The sequence below is a fragment of the Paenibacillus pabuli genome, assembly GCF_039831995.1.
Lineage (GTDB): Bacteria > Bacillota > Bacilli > Paenibacillales > Paenibacillaceae > Paenibacillus > Paenibacillus pabuli_C.
On record NZ_JBDOIO010000003.1, the window covers coordinates 3,726,184 to 3,744,465 of the forward strand.

At 47.5% G+C, this 18,282-nt stretch carries 13 protein-coding genes; 5 read left to right on the plus strand and 8 right to left on the minus strand.

What is annotated here, in order from left to right; genetic code table 11:
• The first annotated feature begins 16 nt into the window (after nucleotides 1–16).
• Nucleotides 17–904: a hypothetical protein gene (locus ABGV42_RS18700; RefSeq protein WP_347382977.1), complete on the plus strand. Its 888-nt coding sequence runs from the start codon at nucleotides 17–19 to the stop codon at nucleotides 902–904.
• A gap of 167 nt (nucleotides 905–1,071) precedes the next feature.
• Here ABGV42_RS18700 and ABGV42_RS18705 read toward each other — a convergent pair whose 3' ends face one another.
• On the minus strand, nucleotides 1,072–3,783 hold the full coding sequence (locus ABGV42_RS18705) for an S-layer homology domain-containing protein (RefSeq protein ID WP_347383289.1): 2,712 nt from the start codon (nucleotides 3,781–3,783) through the stop codon (nucleotides 1,072–1,074).
• 359 nt (nucleotides 3,784–4,142) lie between these two features.
• On the opposite strand from ABGV42_RS18705, the gene ABGV42_RS18710 reads away from it, so the two are divergent.
• Both ABGV42_RS18710 and ABGV42_RS18715 read left to right on the plus strand, forming a co-directional pair.
• Nucleotides 4,143–6,452 (plus strand): AraC family transcriptional regulator, encoded by a 2,310-nt coding sequence (locus ABGV42_RS18710; RefSeq protein ID WP_347382978.1) that lies wholly within the window; start codon nucleotides 4,143–4,145, stop codon nucleotides 6,450–6,452.
• Nucleotides 6,453–6,622: 170 nt separating this feature from the next.
• Nucleotides 6,623–8,161, plus strand: coding sequence for an extracellular solute-binding protein (locus ABGV42_RS18715; RefSeq protein WP_347382979.1), 1,539 nt, complete (start codon nucleotides 6,623–6,625; stop codon nucleotides 8,159–8,161).
• 132 nt (nucleotides 8,162–8,293) lie between these two features.
• Here ABGV42_RS18715 and ABGV42_RS18720 read toward each other — a convergent pair whose 3' ends face one another.
• From ABGV42_RS18720 to ABGV42_RS18745, 6 genes are all read right to left on the minus strand, one after another.
• Nucleotides 8,294–8,533: a YezD family protein gene (locus ABGV42_RS18720; protein ID WP_347382980.1), complete on the minus strand. Its 240-nt coding sequence runs from the start codon at nucleotides 8,531–8,533 to the stop codon at nucleotides 8,294–8,296.
• Nucleotides 8,534–8,754: 221 nt separating this feature from the next.
• Entirely contained in the window at nucleotides 8,755–9,630 is an 876-nt protein-coding gene (gene cysW, locus ABGV42_RS18725) for a sulfate ABC transporter permease subunit CysW (protein ID WP_347382981.1), read from the minus strand.
• 162 nt (nucleotides 9,631–9,792) lie between these two features.
• Nucleotides 9,793–10,629 (minus strand): sulfate ABC transporter permease subunit CysT, encoded by an 837-nt coding sequence (cysT, locus tag ABGV42_RS18730; protein WP_347382982.1) that lies wholly within the window; start codon nucleotides 10,627–10,629, stop codon nucleotides 9,793–9,795.
• 79 nt (nucleotides 10,630–10,708) lie between these two features.
• Nucleotides 10,709–11,788, minus strand: a complete 1,080-nt coding sequence (locus ABGV42_RS18735) for a sulfate ABC transporter substrate-binding protein (RefSeq protein ID WP_347382983.1) — start codon at nucleotides 11,786–11,788, stop codon at nucleotides 10,709–10,711.
• 472 nt (nucleotides 11,789–12,260) lie between these two features.
• On the minus strand, nucleotides 12,261–14,069 hold the full coding sequence (locus tag ABGV42_RS18740; protein ID WP_431523658.1) for a rhamnogalacturonan lyase: 1,809 nt from the start codon (nucleotides 14,067–14,069) through the stop codon (nucleotides 12,261–12,263).
• Nucleotides 14,070–14,403: 334 nt separating this feature from the next.
• Nucleotides 14,404–15,459 carry a lactonase family protein gene (locus ABGV42_RS18745; RefSeq protein ID WP_347382984.1) on the minus strand — a complete coding sequence of 352 codons (1,056 nt, stop codon included), beginning with the start codon at nucleotides 15,457–15,459 and terminating at the stop codon, nucleotides 14,404–14,406.
• A 266-nt stretch (nucleotides 15,460–15,725) separates the two neighbouring features.
• Here ABGV42_RS18745 and ABGV42_RS18750 point away from each other — a divergent pair, with 266 nt between their 5' ends.
• Both ABGV42_RS18750 and ABGV42_RS18755 read left to right on the plus strand, forming a co-directional pair.
• Nucleotides 15,726–16,577 (plus strand): AraC family transcriptional regulator, encoded by an 852-nt coding sequence (locus ABGV42_RS18750; protein WP_347382985.1) that lies wholly within the window; start codon nucleotides 15,726–15,728, stop codon nucleotides 16,575–16,577.
• Between the two features lie 142 nt (nucleotides 16,578–16,719).
• Nucleotides 16,720–17,403: an S-layer homology domain-containing protein gene (locus ABGV42_RS18755; protein WP_347382986.1), complete on the plus strand. Its 684-nt coding sequence runs from the start codon at nucleotides 16,720–16,722 to the stop codon at nucleotides 17,401–17,403.
• Between the two features lie 126 nt (nucleotides 17,404–17,529).
• On the opposite strand, the gene ABGV42_RS18760 is transcribed toward ABGV42_RS18755, so the two are convergent.
• On the minus strand, nucleotides 17,530–18,156 hold the full coding sequence (locus tag ABGV42_RS18760; protein WP_347382987.1) for a nitroreductase family protein: 627 nt from the start codon (nucleotides 18,154–18,156) through the stop codon (nucleotides 17,530–17,532).
• Nucleotides 18,157–18,282: the final 126 nt, after the last annotated feature.

The following is an 18,282-nucleotide window of genomic DNA, read 5'->3' on the forward strand; positions in this document are numbered from 1 at the left end:
CAAAGGAGGAAAACGTGTGTTTCACCCTTGGATTGAAGATCTACTATCGCGCCCGGGCGCTGAGGCTGTGCTGTTTGGAGTCATGGCTTTGCTTCTGGTGATATACATATGGTCAGCCACTGAAATTCGCCGCAGCCACGAAAGGCGAATGCGAAGGATACGAGATACATTATACATAAGCACAACCCTCTTGGGAAAACTCACCATCCTGGAACATCAAAAATATCCATTTCCAGAAAATGAACAACATGAGCTGTTAATGGCCATGTTAGCCTGCAAATCGGCATCTGGCCTCTCCTCTCCGTTACAGGATCAGATCCGAGACTGCATCAAGGAGCATGATCCTGCCAGACTCTCGCTGATGCAGAGAGCATTGGAACGAGAGTGTACAGCATTATCCGACGAACTCAGCCAAGATACCCGAACGGATCATTGGGGACAAGCCATCTGGACAATCTTTCGGCCTCTAGCCGAACCAGCTGCACTGGCTGCTACACTGTTTCTGTTCGCTGATCTCGTGTTCCATCAGCGACTGTTGGACGTTTCCGCAGCGTCATGGGAGAGCGTCCTGCCGTGGTTACGTGCGGTTTCCTTAATGATTACCATAATGTATGGTTATCTGCTCTGGACCAGCATGCGCCGCGATACATCAGGTACAGTAACCAAAATACTCTCATTACTGATTGTGCTATGCTCATTGCTCCATCTGATTGATCTTGCTGCTGCTCCCTATGCCCTGGGATTACAGGTGATCTTCTTCGTTTCAGGATTCGGGTTTACCGGAACCCGCCCACGGAGTGATCGCCCTTACGCAGGTCATACCGAGCTGGAACCAACGAAGGAGACCGCTGCTGAGCTGGAAGTGAATCCAACACGTAAAACGAGTACCCATACTGGCGAATAACTCGGGATCATCCTCTTTTGTATTAGTACCTTTGTTAACCAATCGATGAGCCGGGACTCTCATTAACTGAATCCTTTGTTTCTTAGCATGCAAAAAGGGCTGGACTACGACGTAGTTCAGCCCTTTCCTTTATAAAGATAGTAGTGCTTCGACAAAAATGAGTTAGCTTATTTGGCTACAACATGTGCAATGATGCGATCCTTTTCGTAAGTAACCTGAACGTCATAACCATCCGCAGTTACTTGGTCGAATTCACCTTTAATTACATTAGCCGTGATTAAAGTAATATCTTTGGAACCTTCAATCTTATAGTTGGACAGGTCCAGATGGAGGCTTCCTCCATCGAGATACAGCTTTTTGCCAACATTAATCTGACTGTTATCATCGTCCATAACCATTTCCAACGTTCCGTTGTCCATAGTAAAGTTTCTATTTAATTGCAATGCTCCATCCGCATGAACGATGACCTTTCCATTCTCCACATACAGATCACCCTGACCCAAAGCAGTTGCAGATTCAGCCACCAGTGTTCCTGCTTGCAGCAATGTTCCGCCTGTATAACTGTTATTCCCTGTCATGGTAAGCGTTCCTGTTCCCTTTTTCGTCAGCATTCCACTGCCGGAGATGTCATTTCTCCACCAATCCTCTGCATTGAAACGCCCTTTGGAAGCATCCATATCCACGGTTACGTTGTTCAAGAATGCACCATAGCCATCCGCTGCTGTCACCAAATCCAATCTGCCCCAACCCTTTGATTCGTCCAGTACCGGATAACCGGAATCAATGGATGTCGTATACAATACTTCTCTACGCTGCTCATCGGTCAAATAAGGCTGACGTGTTTTTAATAGAGCTTCTGCACCCTGCGGCACTTCAGGAGCCAAACCTTTGATCCCTGTTTGTGGCAGACCATACGTGAGTTTTTCTCTGTAGAAGGCTTTGTTGGCGTCATGATCTTCCCATTTCTTTTCATCGTATGCACTTTTGAATGTATAGTCCTCTGTTACGGTGTGTGCATAATCATATAAACTCATATTTTCTTCCTGTGCTAATGCTCCAAATACCTCTCCTGCATTATCATATGCCTTCTCCATCAATTCTTGGTTCTCTTCCTTATTGAATGCATATGCAGTCATGGCTGTCGCTTGTATTCTAGCACCTATTACATCAAGCGGGGAGTGCATCCCAGTCACAATTCGATTTTCACCCATTTGGGCAGCTCTCGTTAAAAATTCAGAGAATCGTTCTGGCGTAGCGTAGGCAAAAGGAAGAACAGATAGGTACGAAGCACTCGTATGCCCGCTCGGATAAGCTCCGTCCTTTCCTCGTCCATCCTCAGCTATTCTCCTTACATAACTTAACGCTGGGATAATTTCAACATTACTTTCGTATTGCTGGAAGTGCTTTTCGCCTGTTGTTTTTGTTCCACCTGAAGCCAAAGGTTCTTCTTTCACTTCACCTTCACCTAATGTTTCCCACACAGCCAAACCACTTTCATCGACTACCTCTTTCACTTCTCCGTCTGAATTCATTCTCCATGGTCTTGGAGACGAGTAGAAGTATTTCGAAGGGTTGGAGGATGAAGGGATTTTGAATCGAACCAAATCCACCAGAGCTACCATGTCTGCAAGCTCCGTCTTCGCCCAGTCACTTCCAATTCCCTGGCTTTGGTCTTCTGCCGTTTCTTCTGTCAATACAACATCCATGTCATTGATGTCTCTCTCAACGCTTGTCGTTGGCTTGACGATGTCTACATACGTGTTAGCCAGCGGCCCGAAAGCCTCCATCATACTGTAGATCTTATCTCTTTGGTCATCATAATACGCGGCTAAGGCCTCTTCATCGGTACGATTTTGCGTAACATCTTCTACATATTTGATATTGGCAACCCAAGTCGCTTTATCTCGAATCTCTTCGTTCGCGAATGTTTTCTGATCTGCTACAGCTGTTTTTTGATCATTTTTAAAGCCATCATAATATGGGGTTGGTCCATCTCCATACTTGGCAACCTCTCCCTTTACTCCCGGTTTCGTTGCGGCTGTTCCATCTCTCCAATCTGATTGGTTCATGGACCAGACTTGTTCAAAACCATCCAAAATATCAATAAATGGATTTGTTGCCGCGATATTTTTCAACGTGCCGTCTTCCGCATTCCCTCCATGTTCGACCGCAGATAAACGAGCTTCTTCGGCAGGAGCTTCAACATTCAGCACACTAGCCGTTCCCTTTGGCTTGGATGGTTTAGCATCTGTATTGGAATCCATTTCCAAGGCATTAAAAAGTGCACTTACAGCTTCTGCACGCGTGATGGACTGAAGAGGTTTAAAGCTTCCATCTGAATATCCGGATATAATTTTTGCTGCTGCAGTTCCGCCTACAGCTCCTTTGCTCCAATCCGCAATGGACGAAGCATCGCTAAATGCATTTGCAGCTCCCTCATTCAGGTCCAGATTCAGAATGCCAGCGATGATTTTTGCCGCTTCCTGACGTGTGATCGGATTTTGAGGCTTCATTGTTTGGTCCGTATAACCATCCATATATCCAGCTGCATTAGCTGTAGAAACCGCCTGGTAATACCATGCATCCTCAGAAACATCATTAAAGTTAATAGCAGCTTGTCCTGCATATCCAAAAGCACCATTCACTAGATTCATAAATTCTGCTCTAGTAATCTCGTTGTTTGGTTTGAATGAACGATCCAAATAACCTCGAATCAGTCCTTCATCACCCCATGCTTGAATGTTTGCTTCCGCCCAGTGTCCCTTAATATCAGAGAACTGAATCTTCTGATCGGCTGCAAAACTCCGATCTGCAAACGTCGGGCTTACCATAGACAACATTAGAAGTAATGCCAGTGATTTTTTAAGTGGTTTTCTCATGGCCTGCAAATACACGCTCCCATAATCGTAATTTTTCGACTTCATCAGCGAATGTGTAGGATGGTCTCCATTCATTCCGTGTCTGATCTGGGGTTAACTTTAGCACCCAGGGGAGCCTGGCATCTATAGAACAAATTCCGTTTTATATCAAATTCGTACGTTTTGGCATGTGTACTCTCCCCAAAAAAGAGTGAATAATAGAATCGTTATCTATAGTATAGATGTTTGTAAATTTAGATTAACGGAGCGTAAATTATTTGGGTTGTGTTTGTTAAATTTCGATCAACATGATTTCTAGTCCCGGGGCTATTATATAATGATGAAGTTGTCTAGAAACCAGTGATGAAGGAGGAAAAAGAATGCGCAAGCTCTTCCAGTCTGTAAGATCCAGGATGGTTCTTTCCTATCTTGCTGTCGTCCTTGTCATTGCGCTTCTTTTTGGTTCTATCTTATATGTCTTCTTCTCCCATCAATACAGCAAGGAGATTCGAATCAATAAACAATTGCTGCTGCAAAGTACTGTCAATTATATCGAGAGCTCCGTTATCCAGAAGGTGAATCAGGTCTATCTTTCTCTAGCCTTGGGCAGCCCCGTCAGCATTCATTTGGATAGCTTACAAGGAAACCACAGCAAAATTCTGGACATTGAGCAGCTGCTCAAAAGTCAGGTGCAAAATTATTCCGACCTGATTCAGGCCATTCATGTGTACGATACAAAGAATCATTTTATGATCTCATCTGTACATGGGCTGATGCTCTATGAGAACACTCCTTCCAGCATGAATCCTACAGCGGACTGGATTGAAGCAATGAAAGAGAGTGAAAAAAGCTCCTTATGGATGCAGACTCGCATGGTTCCTCAGGATGCTTATATCGAATCGCCTGAACAGAGCGACATGAGTCCTTTAATCTCCTATGTCCACGGTTACCCGTTTCGATCCTCTGGACAAGACAGTAAGGTCATGATTGCGATTGATATCAAAGAATCGACAATTAGTCAGATCATTCAAAATATGATCCCTGCCGACTATGAAAATACATACATCGTAGATCAGGATGGAATCGTCATTTCTGCGGCTGATAAATCGATGTTAGGCAGCTCCACGAACGAGAATCTGCTTCAATCGTTGCTCTCCATTCCTTCTTCAGAGGAGAGCTTCACGCAAATATTTAATCATGATTCTTATGTTGTTTCCCAGGATCAATTTAAAGAGAACGGATGGAGGATATACACGACCACTCCGAATAAAAGCTTCTATTATAAGCTCGATAGCTTAAAGGAGGTCTCTGTTCTTCTGGGTTTGCTTGCTATTGCGGTTGGAATGGCCATGTCGTTAGTCTTCACCGTTGCTAATTATAGTCCTCTTAAGCGAATCCTGAATAATATCAAGGGCAGGATGGATAGCCCCAGCAACCTGAAGCAGAATGAATATCGGTTCATTGATTCTGCTATCAGCAGCCTTTCCATTAAAGTCGACAGTCTTGAAGAAACGCTGCAGGCCAATCACAAGATGATTAAGCACAGTATCATGCTGAATATGTTAAATAACCGATTTACACCCGAGGAACTTACGGAACAACTGCAATCTGTTCAGGTTTCGATGGCCTACTCCCGCTTTCGCTGCATCGTCATTGATCCCGTCAGTGAGAAGTGGAAGGAACTGCAGCCACGACAGCTGCAGCATACGTTGTACACCATGATTCAGCAGCTGGAGACAGCAGAAATTGCTGAGACAAAGCTGCTCGCGGAAGAATTGCAGGATCACAAAATAGCAGTGATCATCTGTACGAATCAACTCGAAGAGCCTCTTTCTGATCATATTGTAAACGTTATTCACTCCGAGGCGAGAAGCAGATTCGGTCTGGATTTTGCATTATCGTTAGGCGGCTGGGTAGAGCATTTCACGAAGATCCACACAAGCTATCATGAGGCGAGAGCCTTGATCCAATACAGCTATTTCTTTCCCGCTCTGTCTGCGATTCAAGATCTTGATCTTTTGGACAGGGAAAACAGCAGTTTGGAAATTCCGGATGCGTACCTCATGAATTTTGAGAAGAAATTGCAATCCCGTGATGTGGACGGTACGGTCCAGGCCATTCAGGATGTGATATCGACAATCAAGGAAGGCATGTATTCAGCCGAATACAGTCGCATTATTTTATTAAAAATGGTTTCCATTTACGCTGACTGCATCAGTCAGGTGCGTTGGCAGCCCGCCGAGGCGAGCTCGATGAATTTGTACAAGCAATATTCCACGTTCTACAATATCAACCGGTATTCGGAATGGATGATTCATCTGGTAACCGAATTTGTTATGCATATGGAGAAACGAAGCGAGGTAAGGAGCCCGGATACCATTTCGGCTGTCAAAGCCTATGTTCGCGAGCACATTTCGGGCGATCTCACGCTGGATCATGTCGCTGAACAAGTGTTTATCAGCCCCAAGTATCTCAGTAAGATTTTCAAGGAAGAAACCGGTATCGCCTATTCGGAATATGTCACGAATCAGAGAATGGAACGCGCACGCGAACTCATCGCACAACAGGAATTTACCATTGAGCAGGTCGCGAGCACGGTCGGTTACCGTACCTCTGCTTACTTCATTAAGAAGTTCAAAGAGATTCATGGCTGCACACCGAAAAACTTCATGCGCAGCCTGATGAACTGAGTTGCCGATAGGTCATCCCTACCAATTGGATATTGTTCCAGATATCAAATAAAGAAGAAGGAGCTACGATGAACCTCAACCTTTCAAGAGCTCTGTGTCTATTTATAACAACAGTTATCCTTGCCATATGCATGAGCGGCTGTACCGTTTTAGGGGAACCAAGCGTACAAGTGAAGCAGCAGAAACACGCTGAAAAACCCGAGAAGGATACCGAGCCGCCGTATACGATTTCCTGGACCATGCATCAAAATACCGCTGTTCCTGAGGATGCCGAAATGATTATCTATATTGAGGATCTTTTTGATGTGAATCTAGAGGTGTGGAACCTTGAGAACAAGCGCTATGAGGACCTGCTGGATTTGGAGCTCGCTCAAGGGAACATACCGGATCTTCTTCGGATCAGGCAGCCACATGATCTGCTTAAATATCAAATGCAAGAGGTTTTAGCAGAAATTCCAGAGAATGTACTAGAAGAATATGCGCCTAATATTGTAAAGCGGATCCGTGATTATGATTCACGTTACTTGGAGTACGGAAAAATAAACGGTGCCTTATATGGCATTCCGGTTATCAATCAGACTAACATCTACCGGACCCCTGTCGTATATCGAAAAGACTGGCTGGACCAACTTGGGCTGGATATTCCGGAAACACTGGAGGAATTTGAAACGGTTATGTATGCTTTCGCCAAAGGTGATCCTGACGGGAATGGAAAACAGGATACGTACGGGTTGTCCAAAGAGGGCTTGAATGTCGTTTTTGGCGCTTTTGGGCAGTCCGTTTTTACTGAACAGCTGTATTTTAACCAAAAAAATAACCGACTCGTGATCGGGGCTTTGGAACCTGAGATGAAGAAAGCCCTGGCTTATCTGCAAAAGTGGTATAAGGATGGAATTATTGATCCTGAGTTTATAACCGGGGAAAATAAAGGTGGATATAAGCATTTGTCCCATGCGTTTATTAACAGCAGAATTGGGATGACCTCGATGGGTAACTATTATCATTGGACTCAAGAAGGAGACTATAGCGTCCTCAATGAAAAGGGCGAAGAAATCCCCGTAGGAGCCATGTTCAATGTCCATGAACTCCTACAGAAGAACGCCACTGCAGGCATTGAATTCGGTCCTCCTGTTACAGGACCTGATGGACTCAGTGGCTCAAAAGGCTACAATCTGCTGATGAGTTTTATTACGTTCGGGGCTGATGCTGTGAACGAGCCTGGTAAACTGGAGAAAATTCTCGAAATACTTGATTATGTCAGTGCAAACTCCGATCCGGTGGAGCAGATCAAAATGGAATATGGCCTTCCAGGCAAACACTGGGATTGGAGCGCTGCATCTGAGGGGGAGTTTCACATTCTTCCCCCATATAACCATATGGAGAATTACAACAATATGATCGGCTCCAGTATTGGCATGACTGTTCCCGGTGCTCCCTCCGGCAAACGGGAGCAGTGGGCTGCATCTGAAGGATTGACGGAGAACGGTATCTATAATCATCTGGAGGTGGCAACCCCTGCCCTGATTCAATATTCATCTGAGTTGATTAGCATGAGGGACAGAGCATACATCTCCATCATCACCGGTGATCAGCCTGTTGAAAGTTTCGATACCTTCGTAGAGGAATTTATGGAAGCAGGCGGACAACAGGTACTGACTGAGGCTAATGAATGGTATAACGGACAAATGGAGACAAATCCCACAAAATAGTTTGGTCGCATTAACGCACTGTGAATTCCCAATGAATTTCTGAAGGAGTACGTTTGTTTTGCGAAACATATGTGTAGATCACGCCAAGCCATTCTATGCTTCCATCCTTGCTCCCTGGTGCCGCCTCAGTCTCTACCCCTTCGCACTTGCGTTCGATCCGCGTAAGGAGCGGGGGGTGCTGCTTCGCGCGGTGCTGCCGGATTTGGAGGTGCTGCCTGAAGGCGTGTTTTCAAATCGTTTGCGTTCAGTCCGCTCCATCTGCACAATCTGACCTTCATGTACAACGATGTGAAGCGAGCCGAATTCCATGTCATTCAGCTGTCCGGCAATTCGATCCATCCATACCTCATCCACTTTTAACGGCTTAGCCATAGAGCCGCCTCCTCTTCCCGGGCTGCTGCCCACTATATTATTGACACATGATCATTCGTCCGACTTATAATTCATTCTTATCCAACCTATATACTTGGTTTATACATTAGCAGGGCTTCCAGTTGCTGTCAATCTGTATTTTCAAGAAACATAACCGAAATGTAATGAACTCATAAACTCTCCCTTAAAGGTTGGAAAAGGGCCGGAATTCGGACCCTCGATTACTTCTCTGAAACCGTTCTGTGTCCCAGCCAGCTCTTGAGCAGCAGCGTTGCCAGAGCCAGAATCAGTAATAAGGAAGCGACAGCGAATGATGCCGAGAACTGATATTCGTTGTACAGAATCTCGACATGCAACGGCAGTGTATTCGTCTCTCCGCGGATATGTCCCGAAACCACGGATACGGCCCCGAACTCGCCCATCGCACGGGCATTACACAGAATGATGCCATACAGCAGCCCCCACTTGATATTGGGCAGCGTGACATTCCAGAAGATTCGCCATCCAGAAGCGCCGAGTGTTACTGCTGCCTCCTCTTCCCGCGTCCCCTGATCCTCCATTAACGGGATGAGCTCTCGCGCCACAAAAGGAAAGGTAATAAACAACGTTGCAATTACAATACCAGGCAAGGCAAAAATAATTTTAATATCATGCTCCGCCAGCCACGGACCAAACCAGCCATTGGAACCGAATACCAGCACAAAGATCAACCCGCCGACCACCGGCGAGATGGAGAAGGGGAGATCAATCAACGTGATCATAACTCCCTTTCCTTTGAATTGAAACTTGGTTATGACCCAGGCAGCGACTACACCGAATATCGTATTCAGTGGCACGGTAATTGCCGCAACCAGCAGTGTCAGCTTCAGGGCAGACATGGCATCCGGTTCGGTAAGTGCTGCAATATAGACACCCCACCCCTGCTTCAGCGCTTCCATCATCACCATGATTAAAGGCAAAATGAGAAGCCAGAGCAGCACCAGACTCGCCAGTCCAATCAACAGCCATTTGACCCATGGAGCTTCCGTGGTTGCACGATTTGGCCCCGGACCGGTTCGCGCTTGGGGAGCAGGCGTTAATGGAACGGAACCCGCCATAATATGTACCTCCTTTTAGTTTATATAAGTTGAACTAATAATTTTACACTGGAACACTGCACGGCCAGAACATCTTCCGATTGCTGTTATCTCCAGATTTTTCTGTCCACTCCGTTATGGTGTAAATGTAAGTTTAACTTATATAGGTTAGCCTACGATAATCTATGCCCGGCCTGCCTTCCTGCTCCAGCGCTGAAGAGAGTTAATCACCAGCAGCAGGACAAAAGAAACCAGCAGCAACAGCAAAGCTACAGCCGTAGCTCCCGCGTAATCGAACTGCTCCAGCTTCGCCATGATCAGCAGAGGTGCAATCTCCGTTTTCATCGGCATGTTGCCCGAGATAAATACGACTGAACCATATTCCCCAATGCCTCTGGCAAAGGCAAGCGCAAACCCGGTCAGCAGCGGCGGGATCAGGTCCGGAAGCAATATCGTCCGAAAGATGCGCCATCTCCCTGCTCCCAGCGTGGCGGCAGCCTCTTCCACTTCAGCCTCCAGCTCTTCCAAGACCGGTTGTACCGTACGTACAACAAACGGAATGCCGATAAACATCAGCGCCAGGGTAATACCTGCCTGTGAATACGCCAGCTTGATACCCAAGGGCTCCACCAGCTGCCCTATCCAGCCATTTCCGGCATAGAGGGCCGTAAGGGCAACACCCGCCACTGCAGTAGGCAGGGCAAATGGCAGGTCAATGACCGCATCAAACAGGCGTTTGCCTGGGAACTCGTACCGGACCAATACCCAAGCCAAGAGCAGCCCAAGGACCAGATTAATTAAGGCAGCTATACCCGCTGTCAGGAAGCTGACCTTGAAAGAAGCAAGCACCCGTGGGTTACTTGCCGTTTCAATCAGTGTGGACCAGGTCAGTCCCGTGGAGTTAAAGATAAGCGCTGCCAGTGGAATAAGCACAACCAGGCTCAGGTAGAACACACTGTACCCCATTGTCAATCCGAAACCCGGCAGTGTGCGTCTCCGGGCCACCATCACCTTGCTCATGGACGTTCATCCTCTCTGCCTTCAGCCGGTAGGGCTGGTTGGCCGCTTACATGGTCTTGAGCTCTATTCGTATTCAACCTTAACTGCCTGGAACATAGATCTGGTCAAAGATTCCGCCGTCATTGAAATGTTTGGCCTGCGTATCCCGCCAAGTGCCGAATACATCCTTCAGCGTAAACAGTTCAACATCCGGGAACTGGTCTTTGAATTTTTCCTTCACGCTATCCAGCGTCGGGCGATAGTAATTCTCCGCGGCAATGGTCTGCCCCTCTTCGCTATACAGATATTTCAGATAAGCGTCTGCCACCTCGCGACTGCCCTTTTTATCTGCATTTTTATCCACGATCGCTACAGGTGGTTCAGCCAATATGCTGACAGAAGGTACAACAATATCGAATTTGTCCGGACCCAGCTCTTTTACCGATAAGAACGCTTCGTTCTCCCAGGCAAGCAGTACATCACCGATACCACGTTCAACAAACGTTGTCGTAGAGCCACGTGCCCCGGAATCAAGTACAGGTGCATGCTTGAAGAGTTCACCAACGAATTCCTTCGCCTTCTCCTCATCATTGTTGTTTTTCTTCAGCGCATATCCCCATGCCGCCAGGTAATTCCATCTTGCTCCACCGGACGTTTTCGGATTTGGAGTGATAACCTGGGTATCTCCTTTGATCAAATCATCCCAGTCCTTGATGCCTTTCGGATTGCCTTTGCGTACCAAAAATACAATGGTTGAGGTATACGGGGAGCTGTTATGCTCGTATTTATCCTGCCAACCCGCATTAATCAGCCCCTTATCCTCGATTGCATCGATATCATATCCCAGTGCCAGTGTAACGATATCTGCGTCCAAGCCATCAATCACGGAACGACTCTGTTTACCGGAACCGCCGTGTGACTGCTTGATCGTCACTTCCTGGCCTTTTTCTTTTTGCCAATATGCCGCAAACGCCTTGTTATATTGCTCATACAGCTCCCGCGTCGGATCATAAGATACATTCAGCAGCTCGATGGCTTTGACAGCTTCCTTGCCGCTATCCTGCTCTCCCGATGTTCCTGCTGCGCTGGAGCTGCCGCTCTCCGCCCCGCATGCCGCCAGCACCCCTGTTAATACCAATGCCAGACCAACCAGAATACCCTTATGAATTCTCTTTTTCATAAACAACACTCCCCCCAGAATGGTTCTGCAATGACTACCTCAGGCAGGCTGAACAGCATGGAACGCACCGTAAAAAGAACAAAAGACAGAGGAACCACCCGCACACTTCTTCCTCACAAAGTCATGCCGACCCAAGGTCGTGCATGCTTCATCCAGAAATGATGTGCTGCGGTGTTCCTCCGTCTATACGGTGAGAACGTTATTCTGTTCATGTTACGCTCATCTGACTGTAATGACTGCTTCCGTAATCGTTAAAGCAATCATTTTTATTATTCCTACCTGTTTAGTAAGTTATATGCATATCATAAGGGCAGCCCTCTAGCCTGTCAAACGTTTTTTCCGATTTCTACACGATTTCAATCCGATTTAGAGAAACAAAAAATGGACAACAGGATTTTCCCTGTTGTCCTCTGATCAGGCATAACGGATTAGCTTTATATCTTGCTCTGGTTGCCTTAAGTCAGGCTCACTCTTACTTTCCTGCATAATGAATATTGGGTACCGGAGGTGTGCTCATGCCTTCACCCAAATAAAAACCGGTGTGTGGCGGTTGGTTATAGGCCACATTTTGCCATGCGATACCAAGACGATACACCGGATCATGCATCAGGGTATAGATACGCTTGTCCGTGATCGCAGTTGTGGTGTAGATCCGCAGGGCAGAGCTATCACTTGTCCGCCATACCACCTCTTCCCTCCAGTCTCCGAACAGGTCAGCCTGCAGATTCGGTGTGGATTTCGTTCCATTATTAGAGGAAACACCTGACGCTGTCAGCAAATTAACCGTTTTGCTGTTGGCATAGTCCCACTTATCGATTCGGTTGCTGTCCAGCAGCTCGCGCAGCAGATCCCCATCCCACCAGATGCCAAAATTTGTGGATGAAGGCAAGGTTGTTCCGATTTTCTGTCCTTTGGCTGTGTACAAGCCACCGTCTGCCCATACTTCCGCACCCTTATATCTTGGGTCGATATCCGCTGCCATGCCGCGTCCGACATCCCTCGTTGTGGGTATGCCCCAGATCAGCTGACCTGTACGTGCATCACGGAATTCAACTCCTGCACTGGATGGGGTCTCATGGACCTGGAATACTTCCAATCCGGCACGGTCGGGGTCCAGGTCACTTACATGCATGGCATCGCCATGATGGAGCCCAGTCGTGTACAACCCTTTCCCGTTATCGTCCACCGACATGGCGCCATAGATAATCTCATCCTTGCCGTCTCCATCCACGTCCGCTACGCTCAAATTATGGTTGCCCTGTCCGGCGTACCCCGAATTGCCGGATGTATTCGAATCAAATGTCCACTGCTTCGTCAGCTGCCCATTCCGCCAGTTGTAGGCTACGAGTACCGTACGCGTGTAGTATCCGCGTGTCATGACCAGGCTTGGGCGTTCTCCATCCAGGTAGGCAATCGCTGCGAGAAAACGATCAACCCGGTTGCCATAATTATCTCCCCAATCGGATACATTGCCACGTGCCGGTTCATAATTCACCGTGGAGAGGGCTTTGCCGGTCTGCCCGTTGAAGATGGTCAGGAATTCCGGCCCGGATAGAACATATCCGCTGGAATTGCGGTAATCCTTGCTGGCATCGCCAATGAATGCACCCGTGCCATCCTTGCTGCCATCAGCCGTTTTCATAGCAACCTCGGCCTTACCGTCTCCATCCAGGTCATACACCATGAACTGGGTATAATGAGCACCTGCGCGGATATTTTTGCCGAGACTAATTCGCCATAAACGTGTCCCGTTCAATTTATAGGCATCGATAAATACTTCCCCGGTATATCCGCTCTGAGAGTTATCCTTGGAATTGGATGGGTCCCACTTCACGATCAGTTCATACTCACCATCGCCATCCAGATCACCTGCACTGGCATCATTGGCACTATATGTGTACGCCACACCATCCGGTGTTGTCCCGCCCGCGGGTACGCTGAGGGGCACGGACAGGTAGCTGTTACCCCATACACTGGCTGCGGCCGACGCCGCCTGCTCGGTTCCGCCCACTACAGCCCGAACCGTGTATTTTGAGTTGCTTGTCCCACTTGCATCCTGAAGATTTGTGCTATTGGTTATGGGGGATGCGTTCACTTTGGTCCCATCCCGATATACATTGAACGAAACATTGGATCCTTCCGTACCCAAGAGACGCCAGCTGACAAATACACCCGTACCCGTCTTCACCGCAACCAACCCACGGTCCAAAAACTCCATCTGACGCGTGCCCGCCGCCTCGGTTACCGGTGCGTTACCCGCTCCAAACGCTGTCATCAGCATGGCTGAACTCAGCAGGGATATTCCGGTAATCCGCAGGGTCCTTCTCCAAGACAATCGTTTCAACATAGAATAATAGCCTCCCCAATTTGAATTGGTAAGCCCGTTGTCTCATTCATTAGCGTCGTTTTTATGTAAGCGCTTTAATACATTCATTTTAAATTAAACATTTAATTCCATCTATAGGTCTAAATTAGTAATTTTATAATAACGATCATAGTTTTCTGTAGGATGTGTTGGGCTAAAAAAAAAAAACGTCAAGGCCATGCAGGATTCAGATCCATGCATGGCCTTGCGGTTCATCATCTTCCTATCCACTTACCTGCCATCCTGCAGCTTATACCACAGGTGTAATACATACCGGACGGGATACTTCGAGCTTGAATCCATTGTGCATCAGACGACCATCTTCCCCATCCATTTGAAATGCAACAATATTGTTGCTATCCTGGTTGGCCACGAGCAGAATGCCGCCTGGCAGCAAATTGAAGTTACGAGGGGTCTGACCGATCGTCGACGTCCACTCCACGGCCTCCAATTTCCCGGATTCTTGATCAATATGATACAGCACGATACTGTCATCGCCACGGTTGGAAGCATACAGGAAACGGCCACAAGGCGATACACGAATATCTGCAGCTGTTCCTTCTCCCGAATGTCCCTCAGGCAGCGTGGAGATATGCTGCAGCGTATTGAACTCGCCTCTCCGCTCATCATACATGAATGCAGTAACCGTGTTGTTCAGCTCATTAATGACATATGCCCACTTACCGCTCGGATGGAAAACCAAATGTCTCGGTCCTGAACCAGGAGGCTGATTCGTTTCACGGTGTGTGACCAGGCGTCCCTCTTCCATTCGGTAAACAATAATCTGGTCGAGACCAAGGTCACATACCACAGCATACTGTCCGGACGGGTCCGGCTGAATGGAATGAGCATGTGGTCCTTCCTGACGATCATCGTTCTTCCCTCTACCGGTATGTTCAACCAGTGCACTCATCTCTTCAAGCGTCCCTTGGTCCCCTACCGGGAACACGTTCACACTACCACTGCTGTAGTTCGAAGTAAGAACCCATTTGCCATCATGTGTGACCGACACGTAGCAGGGAGAAGACCCTCTGGTCAGCTTGCGGTCCATCAGATGCAGTTCACTTGTTGCCGCATCCCTGCGATATACCAATAACTCTCCCTCGTCAGTTTCACTCGCAACGTACAGACAATTAGCATCCGGACATAATGCAAGATACGATGGGTTGTCCACACCCTCCGTGTGACTGACGATCCTCATCTCACCCGTATCTGCATCCAGCGCGCACAGAACAATCCCTGGTTGATCCGCTGACGCATAAGTCCCTGTATAGAAAAATGTTTCATTCGTTACTGCTCGTTCCATATCTCTCATCTCTCCTTCTCTTTTCCATTCCATGTCTATCTTGCTTCATGAGTCGGCGCATGCTCTGGATTAATGGTTCCACTATGATGTACTTACCCAATTCATCGGCTTCTGCTTCATGAGATCAGACGCAACGTTCTAAAGGTCATGTTAATGTTGTGAACGCTCGCATATCTGTCATTGACTCCCCCATCCTCCCTAACCATAATACAAGTATGAGACCTTACAGCCGTACAACCACACTGCGTAAATCCGTTGGATTCCCAATGCAAAAACTCATCGTACTGCCAGATCCGCTGCTCGAAGAAGCAGCACGATACCCTGTTACCTCAGGGCTGTATGTTACCGATATCGGATATTTCCATGAAGCACAGCATCATTACCGGGATCGACCTGAAGGATGTGTCTCCCATATTCTCATGTATTGCGTTCAAGGAACAGGATGGTATGAACTGGATGGCAGCAAACCCCATGTTGTACATGCAGGCGACCTGGTCATACTGCCTGCACATATGGCCCACGTGTATGGGGCAAACGCGGCAGAACCTTGGAGCATCTATTGGATTCATCTGCGTGGCGAACACGCTTTTACCTATATTGAACCGCTCCTGGCCAACAAAATCTCTGCCATCGCCCCTTCCAAAGCCCCAAAATGGCTGGAACTGTTCCATGAATGTTATGATGCACTGGAAACCGGGTACTCCCTGCAAGCCATGATATACGCCTCACAAATTATGGGTTATATGCTTGGAATGCTGGCTTATGGTCAGGGAACAGGTGTCAGCATGGTCAGCAGCAAACGAGCGGCAGAACAGTCTGTCCAGTATATGCTGGAACACCTGGAGCGCGGAGTGACTTTGAAAGAGCTCGCCGCACAGGCCCAATTATCAGCACCCCATTATTCACAATTATTCAAACAGGCAACCGGACATTCACCCATCGATTATTTCCTGCGACTCAAAATCCAGCATTCCTGCCGTTATCTTGATTTTACCGATTGGACCGTAAAACAGATCAGCTCAGAGCTGGGGTTCAAGGACCCCTATTATTTCTCACGGCTGTTCAGCAAGATGATGGGACGTTCACCCACGGAGTATCGTAACAAATCCAAAGGTTAGGCGGGTAGCTCCTTGTTATCCGAGACAAAAATATTAAACCGCTTGGAAAATTGCAGCAACCTTTTGAAGGCAGGGGTCGTCTATAGGGGCAAATAGCTTTTATACAAAGGGAATAACCCTGGAAAAGTGAGGCGTTGCCAATATGAAAAAAAACAGGATAGCTGCTCTAACTGCCGGAGCTCTGCTCACACTCTCTCTGAGTGCTGGTCCGATTAACGCTGCACAAGCCAATTTTACTGACCTTCAAGGTATTGCAGGGGCTGACAAAATCGAAGCCCTGCATCAGGATGGACTGGTCAAGGGAGTGAGCGACAGCTTGTTCAAGCCGGAACAGCAATTAAATACCGCGCAAGGAGTACAGCTTATAGCAGATGGACTTGATCTGAACCTGGATACGATGCGTTTTGTCAAACAACCGCTCCCGAGTGACACCTTCAGCAATGTCAAGGACGGCGTATGGTACAGTGATGCCTTCGTCCGTGCCCAGTATAATGGAATTCAGATGCCCAAGGATATTGATCCGGCTAAAGAAATGACACGCGAACAATTCACGCTGTTCCTGATGAAAGGGATCGAAGCCAAAGGCGGTCTGCCGATGATTAACATCAAACCAGTGGATATTACAGATGAACAGGAGCTTACTCCGGAGTATCAAGGTGCTGTTCAGCGTTCGCTGGTACTTAAAATCAATACGCTCGATGCCGATGGCAACTTCAATCCGAAGGAAACCATCACTCGCTCAGAAGCGGCAGTCATGATGTACAACGCCATCGAATACATGGAAAGCTTCCATGCCCCGCAAATCCCGGAAACACCTGAGAAATAAGAAGTGCAATTAAGGGGACAGGAAGTAGTAATGATCGGTGCCTGAGTACTAATCCCCTGCCTTTCACGCAGAATAGCCGCATGCTCCCTCATGGGACATGCGGCTATTTGTTTCATACGGATTTTTTTAGAACGAACCTCTAACGACTACATCAGACAATGGGAAACGACCTGCCGGACGCGCCGGTTGTGCCGCTTTACCCACAGTGATCAACAATGTAGGAATGTAACGAGGTGGAATGTTGAATGTTTCAATCAGTTGCTGCGGGTTGTAACCACCCATTGGGCATGTATCATAGCCAAGGGAACGTGCAGCCAGCATAATGTTTTGCGAAGCAAAAGAAGCATTGCGGATGGCTTCGTCACGAGCCGTTTGCGGGCTTTGATAAGCACCGTTGATTTGACCAACCAACGCGTCGCGAATTTCAGGCTTCAAGTGGCCTGCTTCAACAGCCTGATCATAGATCACGGCATTGCGATTGGCTTCGAGGTCTCCGAGTACTGCGATCGTAACGGAGCTGTCTGTAATTTGACTTTGACCATAGGCGATTGGCAGCAATTTAGCCTTGTCCGCTTCGGATTCAATCACAAGGAATTTCCAGTGCTGCAGGTTCCATGCAGACGGAGCTTCGGAAGCTGCAGTCAGGATTGCAGTGAGATCCTCCTCTGGCATAACAAAACCGGCTTCATATTTCTTGACTGAATGACGTTCGTTAATCACGCGCAGTGTTTCATTGTTTTCAATGCTGGACATTCATTCCACTCCCCAAATATTTTTTTATTATATATTGCCAATCCTATTGTTTCATTTATGTTCGCAAGGCCATATCCAGTGATCTCTACGAGATACCCACCTTCCGAAAATAACATCAGCGCAGAC

Bases quoted from the DNA above. Each gene is read 5' to 3' on its own strand.
- ABGV42_RS18705 (WP_347383289.1), bottom strand. From the start codon at position 3,783: ATGAGAAAACCACTTAAAAAATCACTGGCATTACTTCTAATGTTGTCT.
- ABGV42_RS18710 (WP_347382978.1), top strand. From the start codon at position 4,143: ATGCGCAAGCTCTTCCAGTCTGTAAGATCCAGGATGGTTCTTTCCTAT.
- ABGV42_RS18720 (WP_347382980.1), bottom strand. From the start codon at position 8,533: ATGGCTAAGCCGTTAAAAGTGGATGAGGTATGGATGGATCGAATTGCC.
- cysW (WP_347382981.1), bottom strand. From the start codon at position 9,630: ATGGCGGGTTCCGTTCCATTAACGCCTGCTCCCCAAGCGCGAACCGGT.
- cysT (WP_347382982.1), bottom strand. From the start codon at position 10,629: ATGAGCAAGGTGATGGTGGCCCGGAGACGCACACTGCCGGGTTTCGGA.
- ABGV42_RS18735 (WP_347382983.1), bottom strand. From the start codon at position 11,788: ATGAAAAAGAGAATTCATAAGGGTATTCTGGTTGGTCTGGCATTGGTA.
- ABGV42_RS18740 (WP_431523658.1), bottom strand. From the start codon at position 14,069: ATGCTGATGACAGCGTTTGGAGCGGGTAACGCACCGGTAACCGAGGCG.
- ABGV42_RS18745 (WP_347382984.1), bottom strand. From the start codon at position 15,459: ATGGAACGAGCAGTAACGAATGAAACATTTTTCTATACAGGGACTTAT.
- ABGV42_RS18750 (WP_347382985.1), top strand. From the start codon at position 15,726: ATGCAAAAACTCATCGTACTGCCAGATCCGCTGCTCGAAGAAGCAGCA.
- ABGV42_RS18755 (WP_347382986.1), top strand. From the start codon at position 16,720: ATGAAAAAAAACAGGATAGCTGCTCTAACTGCCGGAGCTCTGCTCACA.
- ABGV42_RS18760 (WP_347382987.1), bottom strand. From the start codon at position 18,156: ATGTCCAGCATTGAAAACAATGAAACACTGCGCGTGATTAACGAACGT.